The sequence below is a fragment of the Pseudomonas sp. BJa5 genome, from assembly GCF_030272875.2.
Classification (GTDB): domain Bacteria; phylum Pseudomonadota; class Gammaproteobacteria; order Pseudomonadales; family Pseudomonadaceae; genus Aquipseudomonas.
In genome coordinates, this window is record NZ_JALRNG020000054.1 from 1 (window position 1) to 18,976 (window position 18,976).

Annotated in this window: 13 protein-coding genes; 11 read left to right on the forward strand and 2 right to left on the reverse strand. The window is 62.9% G+C overall.

The annotated features are described in order from the left end of the window. Positions 1-38 precede the first annotated feature (38 nt). A complete protein-coding gene (locus tag M2D63_RS23565) occupies positions 39-5,942 on the forward strand; it encodes a calcium-binding protein (protein WP_285865472.1) in 5,904 nt (1,967 codons plus the stop codon). Between the two features lie 30 nt (positions 5,943-5,972). Here the strand turns inward: M2D63_RS23565 and M2D63_RS23570 are convergent, their stop codons facing one another. Then, a complete protein-coding gene (locus M2D63_RS23570) occupies positions 5,973-7,061 on the reverse strand; it encodes a helix-turn-helix transcriptional regulator (protein ID WP_285865473.1) in 1,089 nt (362 codons plus the stop codon). 277 nt (positions 7,062-7,338) lie between these two features. Between M2D63_RS23570 and M2D63_RS23575 the strand changes: the two genes are divergently transcribed. Both M2D63_RS23575 and M2D63_RS23580 read left to right on the forward strand, forming a co-directional pair. Next, a complete protein-coding gene (locus M2D63_RS23575) occupies positions 7,339-8,310 on the forward strand; it encodes a DNA-binding protein (RefSeq protein WP_285865474.1) in 972 nt (323 codons plus the stop codon). Positions 8,311-8,432: 122 nt separating this feature from the next. After that, complete coding sequence (locus M2D63_RS23580) at positions 8,433-9,020, forward strand: hypothetical protein (protein WP_285865475.1); 588 nt, start codon at positions 8,433-8,435, stop codon at positions 9,018-9,020. 12 nt (positions 9,021-9,032) lie between these two features. Here M2D63_RS23580 and M2D63_RS23585 read toward each other — a convergent pair whose 3' ends face one another. Further along, entirely contained in the window at positions 9,033-9,545 is a 513-nt protein-coding gene (locus tag M2D63_RS23585) for a GNAT family N-acetyltransferase (RefSeq protein ID WP_285865476.1), read from the reverse strand. Positions 9,546-9,779: 234 nt separating this feature from the next. On the opposite strand from M2D63_RS23585, the gene M2D63_RS23590 reads away from it, so the two are divergent. The 8 genes from M2D63_RS23590 to M2D63_RS23625 all read left to right on the forward strand — a co-directional run bounded on the left by M2D63_RS23590 (position 9,780) and on the right by M2D63_RS23625 (position 18,891). Next, positions 9,780-11,105 carry an NAD(P)/FAD-dependent oxidoreductase gene (locus tag M2D63_RS23590; RefSeq protein WP_285865477.1) on the forward strand — a complete coding sequence of 442 codons (1,326 nt, stop codon included), beginning with the start codon at positions 9,780-9,782 and terminating at the stop codon, positions 11,103-11,105. After that, entirely contained in the window at positions 11,105-11,515 is a 411-nt protein-coding gene (locus M2D63_RS23595; protein WP_285865478.1) for a RidA family protein, read from the forward strand. The genes M2D63_RS23590 and M2D63_RS23595 overlap by 1 nt, the downstream gene beginning before the upstream one ends. A 10-nt stretch (positions 11,516-11,525) precedes the next feature. Further along, positions 11,526-12,200, forward strand: coding sequence for a DUF1028 domain-containing protein (locus tag M2D63_RS23600; protein WP_285865479.1), 675 nt, complete (start codon positions 11,526-11,528; stop codon positions 12,198-12,200). Further along, entirely contained in the window at positions 12,193-13,353 is a 1,161-nt protein-coding gene (argE, locus tag M2D63_RS23605) for an acetylornithine deacetylase (protein ID WP_285865480.1), read from the forward strand. Before M2D63_RS23600 ends, argE begins: the two co-directional genes overlap by 8 nt. A gap of 19 nt (positions 13,354-13,372) precedes the next feature. Next, entirely contained in the window at positions 13,373-14,863 is a 1,491-nt protein-coding gene (locus M2D63_RS23610) for an aldehyde dehydrogenase (RefSeq protein WP_285865481.1), read from the forward strand. A 100-nt stretch (positions 14,864-14,963) separates the two neighbouring features. Continuing rightward, positions 14,964-16,403, forward strand: coding sequence for an APC family permease (locus tag M2D63_RS23615; protein WP_285865482.1), 1,440 nt, complete (start codon positions 14,964-14,966; stop codon positions 16,401-16,403). Beyond that, positions 16,400-17,797 carry an aspartate aminotransferase family protein gene (locus M2D63_RS23620; protein WP_285865483.1) on the forward strand — a complete coding sequence of 466 codons (1,398 nt, stop codon included), beginning with the start codon at positions 16,400-16,402 and terminating at the stop codon, positions 17,795-17,797. The genes M2D63_RS23615 and M2D63_RS23620 overlap by 4 nt, the downstream gene beginning before the upstream one ends. A 53-nt stretch (positions 17,798-17,850) precedes the next feature. Then, positions 17,851-18,891 carry an ABC transporter substrate-binding protein gene (locus tag M2D63_RS23625; protein ID WP_285865484.1) on the forward strand — a complete coding sequence of 347 codons (1,041 nt, stop codon included), beginning with the start codon at positions 17,851-17,853 and terminating at the stop codon, positions 18,889-18,891. Positions 18,892-18,976 lie beyond the last annotated feature (85 nt).

Below are 18,976 nucleotides of genomic sequence, written 5' to 3' on the forward strand. Positions count from 1 at the left end.
GCGCCAATGGCGACATCCTCAACATCAATCAGTTGCTGTTGGCGAGCAATGGTTACAGCGGCGGCAATCCGTTCGCCCCGGCGCTGGGTTACCTGCGCCTGCTGCAGCAGGGGGCCGACACCTTGCTGCAATGGGACCAGGATGGTGCGGGTGGCGTTACGAGCGATTGGCAGACCGTCATCACGCTGCAAAATACCAGCGCTGCAACACTGACCCTGGACAACTTCTCGCCTGCCGCGCCGCCGGATGGCAGCGCGTTGGGCCTGACGCTCAACGGCACAGCGAACGACGATGTGCTCAACGGTAGCGTGGTCGATGATGCGATCTATGGCCTGGCGGGCAACGATACGTTGAACGGTTTTGGTGGTAATGACCTGCTCGATGGTGGCAGTGGTTATGACTATCTCTTTGGCGGCCAGGGCAACGACACATTGCTCGCGGGCGACGACAGTAATGGCAGTTATCTTGTGGGCGAAGAGGGCGATGACGTACTGACCGGCAGCAGCGGTGTGGACACCATGTTCGGTGGCAGTGGCAATGACACGCTCGAAGGCGGTAGCGGCGATGACACACTGCGCGGCGAAAGGGGCAGCGATCTGCTGCGGGGCGGTGACGGCAATGACTATCTGGAGGAGTTCGACAACAGCGGCCAGGCCATCACCAACACCCTTGAAGGAGGGGCGGGCGACGACACGTTCTTGGTCTATCAGCGCAACGCCAATGCCTTCACCACGGTTGTTGGCGGCAGCGGACGTGATACCTACAACTTGCAGGAAAGCTCCATCGGCCAACTGGTTGCCAGCGACTTCGCTGCTGGCGCCAATGGCGACATCCTCAACATCAATCAGTTGCTGTTGGCGAGCAATGGCTACAGCGAGGGCAACCCGTTCGACCCGGCGCTGGGTTACCTGCGTCTGGCACAGCAAGGTGCCGACACCTTGCTGCAGTGGGACCGCGACGGCGCGGCGGCTGCTACGAACGATTGGCAGACCGTCATCACCCTGCAGAGCACCAATGCGGCGTCACTGACCCTCGACAATTTCTCACCGGCTGCGGTGCCAGTGGTCAGTTCATCAGGACTGACACTGAACGGTACGCCCGACACCGATATGCTCAACGGCAGCGCGTTCGACGATACGATCTATGGCTTGGCCGGAGTCGATTACCTCTCTGGTTTTGACGGCAATGACCTGCTCGATGGCGGCAGTGGCTTCGACCAAATCTTGGGTGGCCAGGGCAATGACACCTTGTTGGCGGGCAACGACGCTGATGGCAGTAGTCTGTACGGCGAGGAGGGCAATGACATTCTCATCGGAAGCGCCGGTGATGACTATTTGAACGGTGATATTGGCAATGACGCGCTCATTGGCGGCGATGGAAATGACTTTCTGTCCGACGTGGATATCAGCAACAGTGATCAGGCAAGCAACAACAGCCTGGATGCGGGTGCCGGTGACGATTTTATCGCGGTCCGCCAGAGCAATCCCAATTCCGTCACCACCGTCGACGGCGGCAGCGGACGTGACGTTTACTATGTGCAGGACTCCATCGGCCAACTGCTGGTCAGTGACTTTGTCGCCGGCGCCAATGGCGACATCCTCAACATCGATGGGCTTCTGTATTTGACCAGCAACTACGTTGGCGGCAACCCGTTCGACCCGGCGCTGGGTATTCTGCGTCTGGTGCAGCAAGGTGCTGACACCCTGCTGCAGTGGGACCGTGACGGCGCAGGTGCCGTCACGAACAATTGGCAAACCATTATGACGCTGCAGAATACCAGTGCGGCAACACTGACCATCGACAACTTTGCGACGCCGGTGCCGCCGGATGGCAGTCCATTGGGTTTTAAGCTGAACGGCACGCCCAACGGCGATAATCTTACCGGCAGCCTGGTTGTCGACGCACTTTATGGCTTGGCGGGTAACGACGTACTGCACGGTTTCGGCGGTAATGACCTGCTCGATGGTGGCAGTGGTTTCGACCAGCTCTATGGCGGCCAGGGCAATGACACCTTGCTGGCGGGCAATGATGCCGAAGGCAGTATTCTGATTGGCGGGGAGGGCAACGACATCCTGACCGGCAGCGCCGGTGCAGACACTTTGGTCGATGAAATGGGTGACGACACGCTCATTGGCGGTGACGGCGATGATTATCTGCAGGATCACGATTATTTCGTTGATATCATCGGTCCGGTAAGTCACAACAGCCTTGATGCGGGGGCCGGTAACGACACGATTCTGGTTCAGCAAAGTAACGCCCAATCCGTCACCACGGTCGTCGGTGGCAGCGGACGTGACACCTACCAGTTGCAGGGATACTCCTTCGGCCAACTGCAGGTCAGTGACTTCGCCGCCGGCGCCAATGGCGACATTCTCGATATCGATCAGCTTCTGCGTTGGAACGGCAACTACAGTGGTGGCAACCCGTTCGACCCGGCGCTCGGTTTTCTACGCCTGGTGCAGCAAGGCGCCGACACGTTGCTGCAGTGGGACCTGGACGGTGCGGCGGGTACCGTTACGAACAATTGGCGGACCGTCATCACCCTGCAGAACACCAACGCGGCAACACTGACCCTCGACAACTTCACTCCTGCTACGTCGCCAGTAGGTGGTGGCTCGTTCACGCTGATGGTTCAAGGCGGTGCGGGCGACGATGCACTGACCGGGACGGCGTCGAGTGACCGGCTGCTTGGCCTGGGCGGCAACGACACCCTGCTTGGCTTGGGCGGAAACGACGAACTCACGGGCGGTGCCGGAAACGATCAGCTCGACGGGGGAGCGGGCAACGACAGCGCGCATTACAGCGCCGGCATGAACCAGTACACCGTCACCTTCGACCCCCATGGCTATCTGGCGGTCGAGGCCGGGGCCGGGAGCGGCGAGGCCGGGCGAGACCAGATCACGACTGTCGAGCAACTGAGCTTTGCCGACGGGACAATCGGGGTCGAGGGCGCTGCCGGCGGAGAGATGCTGGTCAACACCACCACCGCCGGTTTCCAGTCAAGCCCGAGCGTGACGGCGCTGGTCGGTGGCGGTTATGTAGTGTGCTGGATGTCCCTTGAGCAGGGCAACTGGGCCGCCTACCTGCAACGCTACGATGCCAGTGGCGCCGCCGTGGGTGGCGAGGTACGGGTCAACAGCACCACAGGCAGTCAGGCAGATCTTGTGATCCGCGCACTCGGCGATGGAGGCTATGTGGTGAGCTGGATAACCAACGATCAGGTCGGCAATGGCTGGGATGTGTACGCGCAACGCTACGATGCCAGTGGCGCCGGCGTGGGCGGCGAGGTACGGGTCAACAGCACCACCGTTGACAGTCAGTTCAATCCGTCTATCGGCGCGCTCAGTGATGGCGGTTATGTGGTGAGCTGGAACTCATTTGGCCAGGACGGTGGCCGAAATGGTATCTACGCGCAGCGCTACGATGCCGGCGGTGCAGCGGTGGGCGGCGAGGTGCGCGTCAACACGTTCACCGCGAATGATCAGTTCAACCCGAGCGTGGCGGGGTTGGCCGATGGCGGCTATGTAGTGAGCTGGAGTTCCTACGATCAGGACGGCAGCGGCGACGGTGTGTACGCACAGCGCTACGATGCCGGCGGTGCAGCGGTGGGCGGCGAAGTACGCGTCAACACCGTCACCGCGAATAATCAGTCAAGCCCGAGCGTGACGGGGTTGGCTGATGGCGGCTATGTAGTCAGTTGGCTTTCTAACCACGGTGAGAACGGCATTTTCTGGGACGTCTACGCGCAGAGATACGACGCCAGCGGTGCAGCGGCGGGCGGTGAGGTGCGCGTCAACACGTTCACCACGGGTAATCAAACCTTCCAGAGTGTGGTAGCGCTGGCCGATGGCGGCTATGTGCTGAGCTGGCAATCGGAAAACCAGGACGGCGCCTTTACCGGTGTGTATGCACAGCGTTACGACGCCAGCGGTGTAGCGGTGGGCGGCGAAGTGCAGGTCAATACAACCATTTATGGCATGCAACAGGAGCCGACGATCGACGCCCTCAGCGACGGCGGTTATGTGGTGAGCTGGATGTCCAGTCATAACCAGGACGGCAGCGAGTGGGGCATCTACGCGCAGCGCTTTGATGCCAGCGGCCATGCCGTCGCCAATACGCTGACGCTGAGGGGGGATGCCGGGAATAACCTGATCCGCTTGGGCAGCGGTGATGAGCGCATTGTCGCCGGTGCTGGCAACGACACCGTGTTCGGTGGGGAAGGCCACGACACGGCGCTGTACCAAGGCAACCAGCGCGACTTTTCCTTTGCTGCGCAGGGGCTGGCCCAGGTCAGCGTCAATGATCTGAATTTGGCCGATGGCAACGATGGCAACGATTCTCTGCACGATGTCGAAACGCTGCTGTTTGGTGATGGCGTGCAGCTGAAGGCCATACGCGGTGAAGTGCTGGTCAACAGCACTACAGCTGATGGCCAAATGGATCCTGTGATCGTCAAGTTGATTGGTGGCGGCTATGTAGTGAGCTGGATGACCTTGGGCCAGAGCGGTAGCTCATTCGACATCTACAGCCAGCGCTACAACACCAGCGGCGCGGCGGTGGGTGACGAGGTGCGGGTCAACAGCACGACCGCCAACGCTCAGCAGCAACAGGTAATTGGCACGCTCAGTGATGGCGGTTATGTGGTGAGTTGGACCTCAAGCGGCCAGGACGGTAGTGGTATTGGTATCTACGCGCAGCGCTACGATGCCAGCGGTACGGCGGTGGGCGGCGAGGTGCGGGTCAACACCGTCACCGCGAATAATCAGTACAGCCCGAGTGTGGTGGGGTTGGCCGATGGCAGCTATGTGGTGAGCTGGGCGTCCGAAGGTCAGGACGGCAGCGGCATTGGTGTGTACGCGCAGCGCTATAGCGCCGGCGGCGTAGCGGTGGGTGGAGAGGTGCAAGTCAATAGCACGAGTCTCGGTAATCAGATGGATCCGACTGTTGGCGCGCTGAATGACGGCGGCTATGTGGTGAGCTGGCTGTTCAATGGCCAGGACGGTAGCACGGGCATCTACGCGCAGCGCTACGACGCCAGCGGCGCAGCGGTAGGGGGCGAAGTGCTGCTCAGCAACTCTTCACCCGGCTCTCAGGGCCACCCGGTAGTCGCTGGGCTGAGCAATGGCGGTTATGTGCTGAGCTGGATGGCCTACGGCCGGGACGGCAGCGATTCTGGCATCTATGCGCAGCATTTCGATGTCAATGGCACTGCGCTGGGGAGTGAAGTTCGGGTCAACAGCACGACGCTCGGCAGTCAAAGCGCGCAGGAAATAGCTGTGCTGAATGACGGCGGCTATGTGCTGACTTGGATGTCCAATGACCAGGACGGCAGCAGTTGGGGTATCTACGCGCAGCGCTACGACGCCAGTGGCGCTGCAGTGGGGGGGGAAGTGCGAGTCAACAGCACGACCCAGGACGTCCAGATGTACCCGACGATTGCCGGTCTCGGTGACGGCGGCTATGTAGTGGGTTGGACATCCTTCGACCTGGGCGGTAGCGGGCTGAATATCTACAGCCAACGCTACGACGCCAGCGGCAATCCGGTCGTCGATCACCTCGAATGGGCCGGCGACGCCACCGCCAACCTGATCCGCAGCACCCTGGAAACCGACTGGTTCAACGGCGGCGCCGGTGCCGATACCTTCCAGTTCGCCCAATTGCCGGGCGATCGTGCCGACCTGATCAGCGACTTCACCCAGGGCAGCGACGTACTGGCGCTCAACAGCGGGCTGTTCAACCTGCAGGGCCAGAGCGTCGCCGATGCTCTGGCCAATGTCAGTGGCGAGCAGCAGGAGGCGGCGGGCGCGCACCTGGTGTTCAACCAGGATGACCACACGCTCTACTACGATGCCGACGGCGCCGCCAACGACAATGCGGTCGCGGTGGTCACCTTGAGCGGGGTGACGAACTTGTCGGCGAGTGATGTGCAGCTGTTTACCTAGAGGGGCGCAGGTTGCAGGACAGTCCCGTCCTCACCCCCCGATCAACCGCGCAAAGAGGTTGATCAGTTGCGCCTGGCGGGTGGTGCCGGTCTTGCGGAACAGGGCACGCAGCTGGGTCTTTACGGTGTTGATGGAGACGTTCAGGCGCGTGGCGCAGCATTCCAGTGTCAGCCCCTGGGCCAGCAGTTCGGCCAGCCGGTGTTCGGCCGGGCTGAGCTGGAACAGCTCGGTCAGCAACGGGCCGGGCAAGCGATTTTCCAGCAGTGCCAGCAGCACCAGGGGGTTGTTGAAGTGACGGTTGCGGTCCGCGTCGGCGGGCACAGGCGTGACCAGCAACTCTTGCGCTTCGCTGGTGTCCAGGCGTAGCCAGCCGGCCTGGCGTTTGCCGTACTTGCCCGCAGCACGCCGGATGAGCTTGCGCAGGTGAGTATCTTGCGTGGTGCTGTGCAGGTGGGCGAACTTTTCAAACAGCGGTGAACCACTCAGGCTCATGTGCCGCGCCGCCTGATTGCCGTGCAGCACGTGCCCTTCGGCATCGAGCAACCAGAGCGGGGTGGGGTGATGGTCCAGCAGCAGGTCGCGCTTGGCCAGATCAAGCTCCAGGCAACTGATCCTGGCTGACACTTTGACCGCCTTGAGCAAATGCGGGGTGATTCGCTCCAACAGCGCAAAGTGCCGGGCAGAGGGTGAGGGCGCGCCGACCGGGTGCAGTACGGTCAGGTAGATGCCCGCGTCGGCCTGCTCATCGAGCCTGACGCTGGCGACATGATGCAGGCCATAGGGCTGGTGGCCATCTACGTCTTGCACAGCCTGCTCGCTACCGAAATCGATGAGCGCCTTGCGCCAGGCGCCCAAAGCGTGGGAGCCACTGAAATCGAGCCCCGGGGTAGGTTGCCAATGCGGGCCGTTCAATCCCGCAGGGGCGGCCAGGGTGATGGCCGTCGCGGCGTGGGCGTCGCGCTCGTGATGACGGGCATGGAACAAGAACACCTTCTGATGACCGCTGGCCTCGACCAGTCGCTCCAGCAATCGCTGCCAACTTGTTGTGTCCAGCGCGCACTCATAGCACAGGTCAACGAGTTCGTCGTAAAGCCGTTTTTTGCGTACTTGAGTCACCATGCCGAAGCTGCCTGTTGCCCTGAGATATCACGTACCAACGATGATGGCGTATTGCTTTATGTATGGTTCAGCGGCGGCAGCTGCGCAATGCCGGTTGTCGGGACGGGAACGCCACGGTGTACCGTCGGACGTTGTTTTCAGACCATTTTTCGCAATTCACATACGATAAGCCGTGATTATTCCATCTGATGAAATGCTTTTTCAGGCATAGCTACGTCTATTGTTGTACCATGTAAATACATAGTACGTACCACAATACGAAATAGTAGGAGCAACCATGGCCCGGGGCGGTATCAACAAGGCGGTAGTGCAGAAAGCGCGGCAGGCGCTGCTGGCCCGTGGCATCCACCCGAGCATCGACGCAGTACGTATCGAACTGGGCAATACCGGCTCGAAAACCACGATTCATCGCTACCTCAAGGAGCTGGATGCGAGCCAGCCTGTCGCAGCAGCCGAAGGCGTGAAACTCACCGATGCCCTGGGGCATCTGGTAGCGCAACTGGCGCAGCAGTTGAAGGAGGAGGGCGAGGCGGAAGTTGCAGCGGCGCGACAGGTATTCGAGGCGCAGCAGCAAACGCTTGAAGCACAGCTTGCGATCAGCCAGCAGGCACTGGCCGCCGCGCAGCAGCAGTTGCAGATCCAGGCAGCAGCGCTGGCCCGGGAATCAGAGCAACTGACGACTACCCGCAGCACCTTGCAGACTGAACAGACCCGTAACGCCACGCTCAACCAGGCGGTGGGCGAGCTGAACCTGCGCCTGGCCGACAAGGACGAGCAGATCGCCTCCCTGGAAGAGAAACACCAGCACGCCCGCGACGCGCTGGAGCATTACCGCACTGCCAGCCGCGAACAACGCGAGCAGGAGCAGCGTCGGCATGAAGAGCAGGTGCAACAGTTGCAGGTCGAGTTGCGTCAGTTGCAGCAGACGTTGATCGTCAAGCAGGACGAACTGACCCGCCTGAACCGCGACAACGAAGGCCTGCTGGTGCAGATCCGCACGCTCAAGGACGAAAAGCGCACGCTCAGGACCCAGGGCGATCGACGTCAGGCGCAGATCCAGGGGCTGGAGGTGGACCTTGCGCAACTCAGTGGCTCGCGCAATGAGCTGGAGAAGCAGAACAAGGACCTGGCCCTGAGCCTGGCCGAACGGGTGACCGAGTTGCGCCAACAGTTACAGTTGATCGGCAAGCAGGAAGCGCAGTTGCGCCAGTTAGAGCAGAAAATTGAGCAGAGTCGAAATCCTGGATGAGCCTCACCCGCGAGGTAGGTGCGCGGTGGGGACTTTTCCTGATGCTCAGCGATTGGAGTCGGAGATTAGTTTGATGGAGCGCTTTGCGCTTACATCGAACTGAAGAACAGAGGAAATCACCGATGCCAACCTATGACTACCAACCTGAGCGTTCGTTTGTTGCCTATGTTCGCTCCACCACAACAGGTCACGAGGGCACGCTGGACATTTGGGAGTATCAGGACAATTACCGCAACGTAGATCCCCGAAGGCGCCTGCAGCAAAGTGAAGGTTGGCTGACGTTCAATCTGCCTCAGGACGACGACACGCCGATGGGCTTTTTCTTCGCGAGTTTTCTAAACATCGAAGATCAGAAGTCTCACTACCAGATCTGCGCTTTCAATCCTGACAGTGCCTTTCACGGCTGGTCAGTGGATATCAGTACCAATGGTTATCTGGGCCTTTACGCTACTCCATTAGCCTATGGCAAAGGGCAATTCTGGAACGTGCTGAGCAATGGAAAAGCGGTAGAGGCCCGACGTGCTCGACTAGTGGACGTCAGGCTCGCGCCGAAAGGAAAAGACGTCATCGCGATAGAAAAGCAACAAAAAGGCCCTGCGAATCACAACACGCATAATCTTTATGCCAACGTTGGCCGAGGGCCAACCGCCGACCTGGTCCTGGATATCATTGCGGCTGTCAATCTTCCCGATATTCCGACGCCGCGCTAGCCTGCCCCGGGGTTAGTCAAGGTCAAGCGACATGGCGCAGCGTGCGCTCGAATGCTCAGCGACTTCCACCTCCAGTAGCTGCGCAAGCGCGCCGTCCAGGTCTGCATCAGCAAGGCGCCTGAAGCCCAGGCGTGCATAAAAGGGGGCATTCCAGGGTACGTCGGTAAAGGTAGTGAGTGTGAGTGCATTGAAGCCTTGGGTGCCGGCCCAGTCGCACACCGCAGCGATCAATTGCCGACCGTACCCCAACCCCTGGTAGGCCTGGGCCACCGATAATTCAACGATGTGCAGGTTGTGCCCCATGGCTTCGGTACAAATGAATCCTTGGGGCTGGTCCTGAAGATCGACCACTACCCACTCCTGGTTTGACGCGATGAATGCCAGGTGCTCGGCGCAACTGATCACTGAACCTTCGGCAATCCATTGCAGTCCGGGATGGCAGGCAAAGACCTGCGCTGCCGAATGCTCGACTGCGGGTAGCAAAGGTGCGTCTTGCGCGCGGGCAAGGCGGATGCTCAATGTCATGCTGTTTTCCCTGGAACGGCTACTTCTCCAGGCCACAGTGTGACGTCCTCGCACCGGTGCGCCTACCGATTTTGTCGGCGCCGGCCTTGTCGCTGACGGGTTTCAGGGTAATCCCAGTTTTTTACTCTGTAGCAACCACAAAAATCATAATTTCGCGCTTTCCCGCCATTGCACAGAATGCGGCCTACACCCACCCACGGCTACCTGCGTGGGCAAACTCAGTAGGGCGCAGAGATGACAATCAACAAGACAGAAATAGACACGCTCGTCGTTGGCGCCGGTCAAGCCGGTGTGGCCATGAGCGAACACCTGAGCCGACTCGGCGTGCCGCACCTGGTGCTGGAGCGCAACCGTATTGCCGAAGCCTGGCGCACCGGGCGCTGGGATTCGCTGGTGGCCAACGGCCCGGCCTGGCATGACCGCTTCCCGGGGCTTGAGTTCGACGGCCTCGACCCCGACGCCTTCGCCGCCAAGGACCAGGTTGCCGAGTACTTCGAAGCCTATGCCCGCAAGTTCAACGCGCCGATCCGTACCGGCGTGGAAGTGCGTAACCTGGTGCGCAACAGCGAGCGCCCGGGCTTTACCGTTGAAACCAGCGACGGTGTGATCGAAGCCCGCCAGGTGGTGGTCGCCACCGGCCCGTTCCAGCGCCCGGTGATCCCGCCGATCGCGCCGCAGGACGATAAAGTGCTGCAGATCCACTCGGCCCAGTACCGCAATCCGCAGCAGATGCCTGAAGGCGCCGTGTTGGTGGTCGGTGCCGGGTCTTCCGGCGTGCAGATCGCCGATGAACTGCAACGCGCCGGCAAGCAGGTCTACCTTTCGGTCGGTGCCCATGACCGTCCGCCACGGGCCTACCGCAACCGCGATTTCTGCTGGTGGCTGGGTGTGCTGGGCGAGTGGGATGCCGAAACCATGCAGCCGGGCAAGGAGCACGTGACCATCGCCGTCAGCGGTGCCCGTGGCGGTCACACCGTCGATTTTCGCAAGCTGGCCCATCAGGGCATGACCCTGGTCGGCCTGACCCAGTCGTTCGACAGCGGCGTGGTGCGCTTTGCCGACAACCTGGCCGAGAACATCGCCCGCGGCGACGAGAACTACCTGGCGCTGCTCGATGCCGCCGATGCCTACATCGCCCGCAACGGCCTGGACCTGCCGCTGGAACCTGAAGCCCGGATCATGCTGCCTGATCCGCACTGCCTGACCCAGCCGATCCGCGAGCTGGACCTGGCCAAGGCCGGCATCACCTCGATCATCTGGGCCACCGGCTACTCGGTCGACTACAGCTGGCTCAAGGTCGATGCCTTCAAGGACAACGGCAAGCCCAAGCACCAGCGCGGCGTGTCGAGTGAACCGGGCATCTACTTCGTCGGCCTGCCGTGGCTGTCACGGCGCGGCTCGGCCTTTATCTGGGGTGTGTGGCACGACGCCAAGCACATCGCCGACCACATCGTGAAGCAGCGCAGCTACTTCAACTACCGCGACGCCTCGCAACGCCAGGCCGAGCGCAACACCACCGAATCGCACCTTCAAGCCGCCAGCCTCATGGGAGCCCGCTAATGCCTACTCATACCCGCATCCGCATGTTCAACACCAAAGACACCTACCCGAACCAGTCCCTGGACAACGACCTGTGCCAGGCGGTGCGCGCCGGCAACACCGTGTACGTGCGCGGCCAGGTCGGCACCGATTTCAACGGCCAGCTGGTCGGCCTGGGTGATCCACGGGCACAGACCGAGCAAGCCATGCGCAACGTCAAGCAACTGCTCGAAGAGGCCGGCAGCGACCTGAGCCACATCGTCAAGACCACCACCTACCTGATCGATCCGCGCTACCGCGAGCCGGTGTACCAGGAGGTCGGCAAGTGGCTCAAGGGTGTGTTCCCGATTTCCACCGGGCTGGTGGTCAGTGCCCTGGGCCAGCCGCAGTGGCTGATGGAAATCGACGTGATCGCGGTCATCCCCGAATAAGGAGCCTGCCATGACCTTTTCCATCGTCGGCCGCTGCGCTGAAACCGGCCAGTTGGGCATCGCCATCAGTTCCTCGAGCATCGCCGTCGGTGCTCGCTGCCCCTGGCTGCGCAGCGGGGTAGGGGCGGTGTCGAGCCAGAACATCACCCTGCCAGCCCTGGGCCCGCAGGTGCTCGATGGCCTGGGCGAAGGGCTGGCGCCGCACCAGGCGCTGGACCACGCCCTGACCCGCAACGGCTACAGCCAGTACCGCCAGGTGGCGGTGGTCGATGCCCAGGGGCGCACTGCGGTGTTCAGCGGCAACCACGCCCTGGGCGTGCACAACGCACTGGCCGGTGAACAATGCGTGGCCGCCGGCAACCTGCTGGCCAGCAGCGCGGTGATCGAGCGCATGGTCGAGGCCTTCGAAAGCAGTGAAGGCTGCCTGGCAGCGCGCTTGCTGGCTGCGTTGCAGGCCGGGCAGGATGCCGGTGGCGAGGCGGGTGCGGTGCATTCGGCAGCGTTGTCGGTGGTCGGCGACCTGGTCTGGCCGATCGTCGACCTGCGCGTGGACTGGGCCGACGAGAACCCCATCGGCGAACTGGGCAAGCTTTGGCAGGCCTATGAACCGCAATTGCAGGACTACCTGACCCGCGCCCTCAACCCGACCCTGGCGCCGAGCTACGGAGTGCCGGGCGATGAGTGAACTGCGCAGCCGCGCCCTGCTGGCCAGGCTCATCGGCTTTGCCACGGTCAGTCGCGACTCGAACCTTGAGCTGATCGAGTTCGTCCGCGACTACCTGGCAAGCCAGGGGGTCAGCTGCGAGTTGATCTACAACGCCGAGCGCAGCAAGGCCAACCTGCTGGCCAGCATCGGCCCGGCGGTGGCCGGCGGGGTGGTGCTGTCGGGTCACACCGACGTGGTGCCGGTGGACGGCCAGGCCTGGACGGTCGAGCCGTTCGTGATGAGCGAGCGCGACGGCAAGCTGTTCGGTCGTGGCGCGGCAGACATGAAAGGCTACCTGGCGTCCGTATTGGCCGCGGTGCCGATGTTCGTGCAAAGCCCGCTGCGCCGGCCGGTGCACCTGGCCTTCTCCTATGACGAGGAGGTCGGTTGCCTGGGCGTGCGCAGCCTGCTTGAAGTTCTGCCGCAACGCATCGCCCGGCCGGCGCTGTGCCTGATCGGCGAGCCCACCGAGCTCAAGCCGGTGCTCGGTCACAAGGGCAAGTTGGCCATGCGTTGCCATGTGCACGGCGCGCCGTGCCACTCGGCCTACGCCCCTTACGGGGTCAATGCCATCGAACAGGCCGCACGCCTGATCGGCCGCCTGGGTGAGATCGGTGAGCGCCTGGCGGCGCCGGAACACCACGATCCGCGCTTCGATCCAGCGTTTTCCACGGTACAGGTCGGGGTGATCCAGGGCGGCACCGCCCTGAACATTGTCCCCGAGGACTGCCGTTTCGACTTCGAGGTCCGCGCTTTGCCGGCCTTCGAACCCCAGGCGGTACTCGACGAGCTGCACAGCTACGCCGAACAGACCCTGCTGCCGGCCATGCGTGCGGTCAAGGCCGACACCTTGATTCGCTTCGAACCGTTGTCGGCCTACCCGGGCCTGGCCACGGCACCGGAAAGTGCAGCGGCGCAGCTGGTGGCACAACTGTGCGGCAGCGATGACTTCAGCACCGTGGCTTTCGGCACCGAAGGTGGATTGTTCGACCAGGCCGGCATCCCGGCCGTGGTCTGCGGCCCCGGCAGCATGGACCAGGGGCACAAACCGGATGAGTTCGTCAGCGTCGCCCAGATGGCGGCCTGTGATCGGCTGATGGACCGGCTGGCCGAGTACCTCTGCAACGATTGATAACAATAAGGAGTCAGCGGTGAAGGATTTCAATGACTGGACACGCCTTGCCCAACAGCAACGGCTGATCGACACGGCATTTATCGAAGGCGAGCCTTACCAGGCGCAGAACGGTGCGCGCCTGGAGGTGATCAACCCGGCCACCCACCGCGTTCTGGCCCGCGTAGCTGCCTGCGGCCAGGCCGATGTCGACCGGGCGGTGAGCAGTGCGCGCAGGGCATTCGAGCAAGGCCCGTGGGCGAAGATGGCACCCGGCGAGCGCAAGGCGGTGCTGCTGCGCCTGTCGCAATTGATGCTCACCCACCGCGACGAACTGGCCTTGCTCGATTCGCTGAGCATGGGCAAGCCGGTCATGGACGCCTGGACCATCGACGTGCCGGGCGCCGCCCAGGTGTTCGCCTGGTATGGCGAAAGCCTCGACAAGCTGTATGACCAGGTGGCGCCCACGGCACGCAATGCCCTGGCGACCATCACCCGCGAACCGCTGGGGGTGATCGGGGCGGTGGTGCCGTGGAACTTCCCGCTGGACATGGCCGCCTGGAAGCTGGCCCCGGCCCTGGCCGCCGGCAACAGCGTAGTGCTCAAGCCGGCCGAACAGTCGCCGTTCTCGGCCCTGCGCCTGGCCGAACTGGCGCTGGAAGCAGGCATCCCGGCCGGGGTGCTCAACGTGGTGCCGGGCCTGGGCGAGGAGGCCGGACGCGCCCTGGGCCTGCACATGGATGTCGATGCGCTGGTGTTCACCGGCTCCACCGAAGTCGGCAAGTACTTCATGCAGTACGCCGCGCAGTCGAACCTCAAGCAGGTCTGGCTGGAATGCGGCGGCAAGAGCCCGAACCTGGTGTTCGCCGACTGCCAGGACCTGGACCTGGCGGCGGAAAAGGCCGCCTTCGGGATCTTCTTCAACCAGGGCGAGGTCTGCTCGGCCAACTCGCGCTTGCTGGTGCAGCGCTCGATCGCCGATGCGTTCATCGAACGGCTGGTGGCCAAGGCCCGCCAGTGGCAGCCGGGCAACCCGCTGGATCCGGCCAGCCGCGCCGGCGCCATCGTCGATGCGCGCCAGACCGCACGCATCGTGCAGTACATCGAACAGGCCCGGGAAGAGGGGGCACAACTGGTGTGCGGTGGTCGTCAGCTGAGCTTCGACGGCTCCGGCAACTTCATCGAGCCGACGATTTTCACCGGGGTGACGGCGGACATGACCCTGGCCCGGGAGGAAGTGTTCGGGCCGGTGCTGGCGGTCAGCGTGTTCGATGATGAAGACCAGGCGGTGGCGATGGCCAACGATCACATCTATGGCCTGGCGGCGTCGGTCTGGACCGACGACCTCAACCGCGCCCACCGCGTGGCCCGGCGTCTGAATGCCGGCACGGTGTCGGTCAATACCGTGGATGCGCTGGATGTCACCGTGCCGTTTGGTGGTGGCAAGCAGTCGGGCTTTGGCCGCGATCTGTCGCTGCATTCGTTCGACAAGTACACGCAGTTGAAGACCACCTGGATTCAGTTGCGCTGATCGCGGGGCAAGCCCGCTCCTACACCGCCTGTGGGAGCGGGCTTGCCCCGCGATGAAACAACTCTGTTCTTCCGATTACAAAAACAACACGGAGCAACCGATGAACAGCAATGCAAGCGTGTCTGCAGGCGCCCTCGCGCCGCCTGCCAGCAGCAAGAAACTGGGCCTGACCGCGCTGTTGGCCGTGGCCATCGGCCTGGTGGTGTCCCAGGGCGTGATGGTGTTGATGCTGCAAGGCGTCGGCATCGCCGGCCCAGGCTTTATCGTACCCCTGGCCCTGGCCTGGCTGTTGGCCCTGAGCTATGCCTGCTCGTTCTCCGAGCTGGCGCTGATGATCCCTCGCGCCGGCAGCCTGAGCAGCTACACGGAAGTCGCCATCGGCCAGTTCCCGGCGATCCTGGCGACCTTTTCCGGCTACGTGGTGGTGGCGATGTTTGCCTTGTCGGCGGAGTTGTTGCTGATGGAGTTCATCATCGACAAGGTCTACCCGCACTCCATGCCGCCCCTGACCGTGGCCCTGGGCGTGCTGGCCCTGTTTACCGTGCTCAACCTGTTCAACATCGACATCTTCGCCCGCCTGCAAACGGTGCTGGCGGTGGTGATGGTGGTGGTGCTGCTGGTCATGGGACTGAGTGCGATGAACAGCGATATCGTCTCGCCCAACCCGGGCCTGTTCGAGGTCGGCGGCTGGAACCCGATGGGCCTGGGGGTGATCGCCCTGACGGCCATGGCGGTATGGGGCTTTGTCGGCGCCGAGTTCGTCTGCCCGCTGGTGGAAGAAACCCGTCGCCCGCAGCGCAACATCCCGGGGTCGATGATGCTGGGGCTGACCATCATCTTCGTGATCATCGCCCTGTATTGCCTGGGCGCCTTGCTCACCGTGCCGCAAGCGGAACTGGCCAGCAACGGCCTGCCGCATTACCTGTTCGCCACCACGGTGTTCGGCGAGGCGGGCAAGGTGTTTTTGGTCACCGCGGCGATCACTGCCACCTGCAGCACCCTCAACAGCTCCCTGGCCGCCATCCCGCGCATGCTCCTGGGCATGGCCCGCAACGGCCAGGCCTTCGGTGTGCTCAAGCGCCAGGGCAAGCGCACCGGCGCACCCTGGGTGGCGGTGCTGTTCGTGTCGGCCATCACCGGCTTGCCGCTGCTGCTGATGCACGACCATCCCGATGCGATCAACCAGCTACTGCTGGCCGCCGCGTTGGCCTGGCTGCTGGCCTACATCATCACCCATATCAACGTCATCGCCCTGCGCCGGCGCTACCCGCAAGTCGCACGGCCGTTCCGCACGCCGTTCTACCCGCTGCCGCAGCTGTTCGGCATCGCCGGCATGCTGTTTGCGATCTGGCACGTGTCGCCGAGCCCGGACATGACCTTTTCGATTTTTGCCTACGCCGGCCTGGTGCTGCTGATCGTCTCGATCATCGCCGTGCTGTGGATCAAGTGCGTGATGGGCAAGCCGCTGTTCAAGCCCGAACCCCTGGAATGTGCATCGAGCACTGCTAACGATAAAAACCCGCAAGGAGTCTCGCAATGACCGCTCAAGTAAAACCCGACCGTAGTACCGGTGAACGTAGTACCGGCGATTACCAGGCCCTGGATGCCGCGCACCACATCCACGCGTTTCTCGACCAGAAGGCCCTGAACGAAGAAGGCCCGCGGGTGATCGTGCGCGGCGAAGGCCTGGCCCTGTGGGACAACGACGGCAAGCGCTACCTGGATGGTATGTCGGGCCTGTGGTGCACCAACCTCGGTTACGGCCGCAAAGACCTGGCCGCTGCCGCCAGCCGCCAGCTGGAGCAGCTGCCGTACTACAACATGTTCTTCCACACCACCCACCCGGCGGTGGTGGAGCTGTCGGAGCTGCTGTTCAGCCTGCTGCCCGACCACTACAGCCACGCGATCTACACCAACTCCGGCTCCGAGGCTAACGAGGTGCTGATCCGCACCGTGCGCCGCTACTGGCAGATCCTCGGCAAGCCGCAGAAGAAAATCATGATCGGCCGCTGGAACGGCTACCACGGCTCGACCCTGGGCGCCACGGCGCTGGGCGGGATGAAGTTCATGCACGAGATGGGCGGGGTGATCCCGGATGTCGCGCACATCGACGAACCCTATTGGTTCGCCCATGAAGGCAACCTGACCCCGGCCGAGTTCGGCCTGCGTGCGGCCCGTCAGCTGGAGGCGAAGATCCTCGAACTGGGCGCCGAGAACGTCGCCGCCTTCGTCGCCGAACCCTTCCAGGGCGCCGGCGGCATGATCTTCCCGCCAGAGAGCTACTGGCCCGAGATCCAGCGCATCTGCCGCCAGTACGACGTGCTGCTGTGCGCCGACGAGGTGATCGGTGGCTTCGGTCGCACCGGCGAATGGTTCGCCCACCAGCACTTCGGTTTCGAGCCCGACACCTTGTCGATCGCCAAGGGCCTGACCAGCGGCTACATCCCCATGGGCGGGCTGATTTTGTCCAAGCGCATGGCCCAGGTACTGGTGGAGCAGGGCGGGGTGTTCGCCCACGGCCTGACCTATTCCGGGCACCCGGTGGCGGCGGCGGTGGCCATTGCCAACCTCAAGGCCCTGCGTGACGAAGGCATCGTCAGTCAGGTCAAGCAAGAGACCGGCCCCTACCTGCAGCGTTGCCTGCGTGAGGTGTTCGGCAATCACCCGTTGATCGGCGAGGTACAGGGCACCGGCCTGGTCGCCGCCTTGCAGTTCGCCGAAGACAAGGCCAGCCGCAAGCGCTTTGCCAACGAGAACGACATGGCCTGGCGCTGCCGCACCATCGGCTTCGAGGAAGGCCTGATCATCCGCTCGACCCTGGGCCGGATGATCATGGCCCCGGCCCTGGTCGCCAGCCACGCCGACATCGATGAACTGGTCGACAAGACCCGTATTGCCGTGGACCGTACCGCCCGCGAATTCGGTCGCCTGTAAGCACCCGTGCGCCGGCTCGTGCGGGCGAGCCGGCCTTGAAGAGGAACAGATCCATGTCCAGATCCTTGCGTTGCAGCGTTCCCTTTGCCCTGGTCCTGCTGTGCGGCGCCGTACAGGCCGCGCCGCAGAACCTCACCGTCATTTCCTTTGGCGGTGCCACCAAGCAGGCCCAGGACAAGGCCTACTTCCAACCTTTCAATGCCAGCGGCGCAGGACGCGTGGTCGCTGGCGAGTACAATGGCGAATTGTCGAAGATCAAGGCCATGGTCGATGTCGGCCATACCAGCTGGGACGTGGTCGAAGTCGAAAGCCCCGAGCTGTTGCGCGGCTGCGACGAAGGCCTGTTCGAGCGCCTGGACCCGGCGCGCTTCGGCGATCCGGCGCAGTTCGTGCCGGGCACCCTGAGCGAGTGCGGGGTGGCGACCTACGTGTGGTCGATGGTCATGGCCTATGACCACGGCAAGTTGTCCAAGGCGCCGACCTCCTGGGCCGATTTCTGGAACCTGGCCGACTACCCTGGCAAGCGTGGCTTGCGCAAGGGTGCCAAGTACACCCTGGAAATCGCCTTGTTGGCCGACGGCGTCAAGCCCGATGAGCTGTACAAGGTGTTGGCGACCCCGGAAGGCGTGAGCCGGGCGTTTGCCAAGCTTGACCAGATCAAGGGCAATATCCAGTGGTGGGAGGCCGGTGCGCAACCGGCGCAGTGGCTGATCGCAGGTGACGTGGTGATGAGCGCGGCCTATAACGGCCGTATCGCCTCGGCACAGAAAGAAGGCATGAAGCTGGGCATCGTCTGGCCGCAGAGCCTGTACGATCCTGAGTACTGGGCAGTGGTCAAGGGCACGCCGAACAAGGCGCTGGCCGAGGACTTCATCGCCTTCGCCAGCCAGCCGCAGACCCAGAAGGTGTTCTCCGAGGAAATCCCCTACGGGCCGGTGCATCGCCAGGCGCTGGGCTTGTTGCCGGGTGATGTGCAACAGCAATTGCCCACCGCCGAAGCCAACCTTGCCGATGCGCGGGCGGTGGATGCGGCGTTCTGGGTCGACCATGGCGAAGAGCTGGAGCAGCGCTTCAACGCCTGGGCCGCACGCTAGGCCGTTGTGGGAGCTGGCGAAGCCTGCGATCGACTGCGCAGCAGTCGCAATCCGGCCACCTCATTGGGTCAGATGCACCGAGGCA

Bases quoted from the DNA above. Each gene is read 5' to 3' on its own strand.
- argE (WP_285865480.1), top strand. From the start codon at position 12,193: ATGAGTGAACTGCGCAGCCGCGCCCTGCTGGCCAGGCTCATCGGCTTT.
- M2D63_RS23575 (WP_285865474.1), top strand. From the start codon at position 7,339: ATGGCCCGGGGCGGTATCAACAAGGCGGTAGTGCAGAAAGCGCGGCAG.
- M2D63_RS23615 (WP_285865482.1), top strand. From the start codon at position 14,964: ATGAACAGCAATGCAAGCGTGTCTGCAGGCGCCCTCGCGCCGCCTGCC.
- M2D63_RS23625 (WP_285865484.1), top strand. From the start codon at position 17,851: ATGTCCAGATCCTTGCGTTGCAGCGTTCCCTTTGCCCTGGTCCTGCTG.
- M2D63_RS23590 (WP_285865477.1), top strand. From the start codon at position 9,780: ATGACAATCAACAAGACAGAAATAGACACGCTCGTCGTTGGCGCCGGT.
- M2D63_RS23595 (WP_285865478.1), top strand. From the start codon at position 11,105: ATGCCTACTCATACCCGCATCCGCATGTTCAACACCAAAGACACCTAC.
- M2D63_RS23600 (WP_285865479.1), top strand. From the start codon at position 11,526: ATGACCTTTTCCATCGTCGGCCGCTGCGCTGAAACCGGCCAGTTGGGC.
- M2D63_RS23620 (WP_285865483.1), top strand. From the start codon at position 16,400: ATGACCGCTCAAGTAAAACCCGACCGTAGTACCGGTGAACGTAGTACC.
- M2D63_RS23585 (WP_285865476.1), bottom strand. From the start codon at position 9,545: ATGACATTGAGCATCCGCCTTGCCCGCGCGCAAGACGCACCTTTGCTA.
- M2D63_RS23580 (WP_285865475.1), top strand. From the start codon at position 8,433: ATGCCAACCTATGACTACCAACCTGAGCGTTCGTTTGTTGCCTATGTT.
- M2D63_RS23570 (WP_285865473.1), bottom strand. From the start codon at position 7,061: ATGGTGACTCAAGTACGCAAAAAACGGCTTTACGACGAACTCGTTGAC.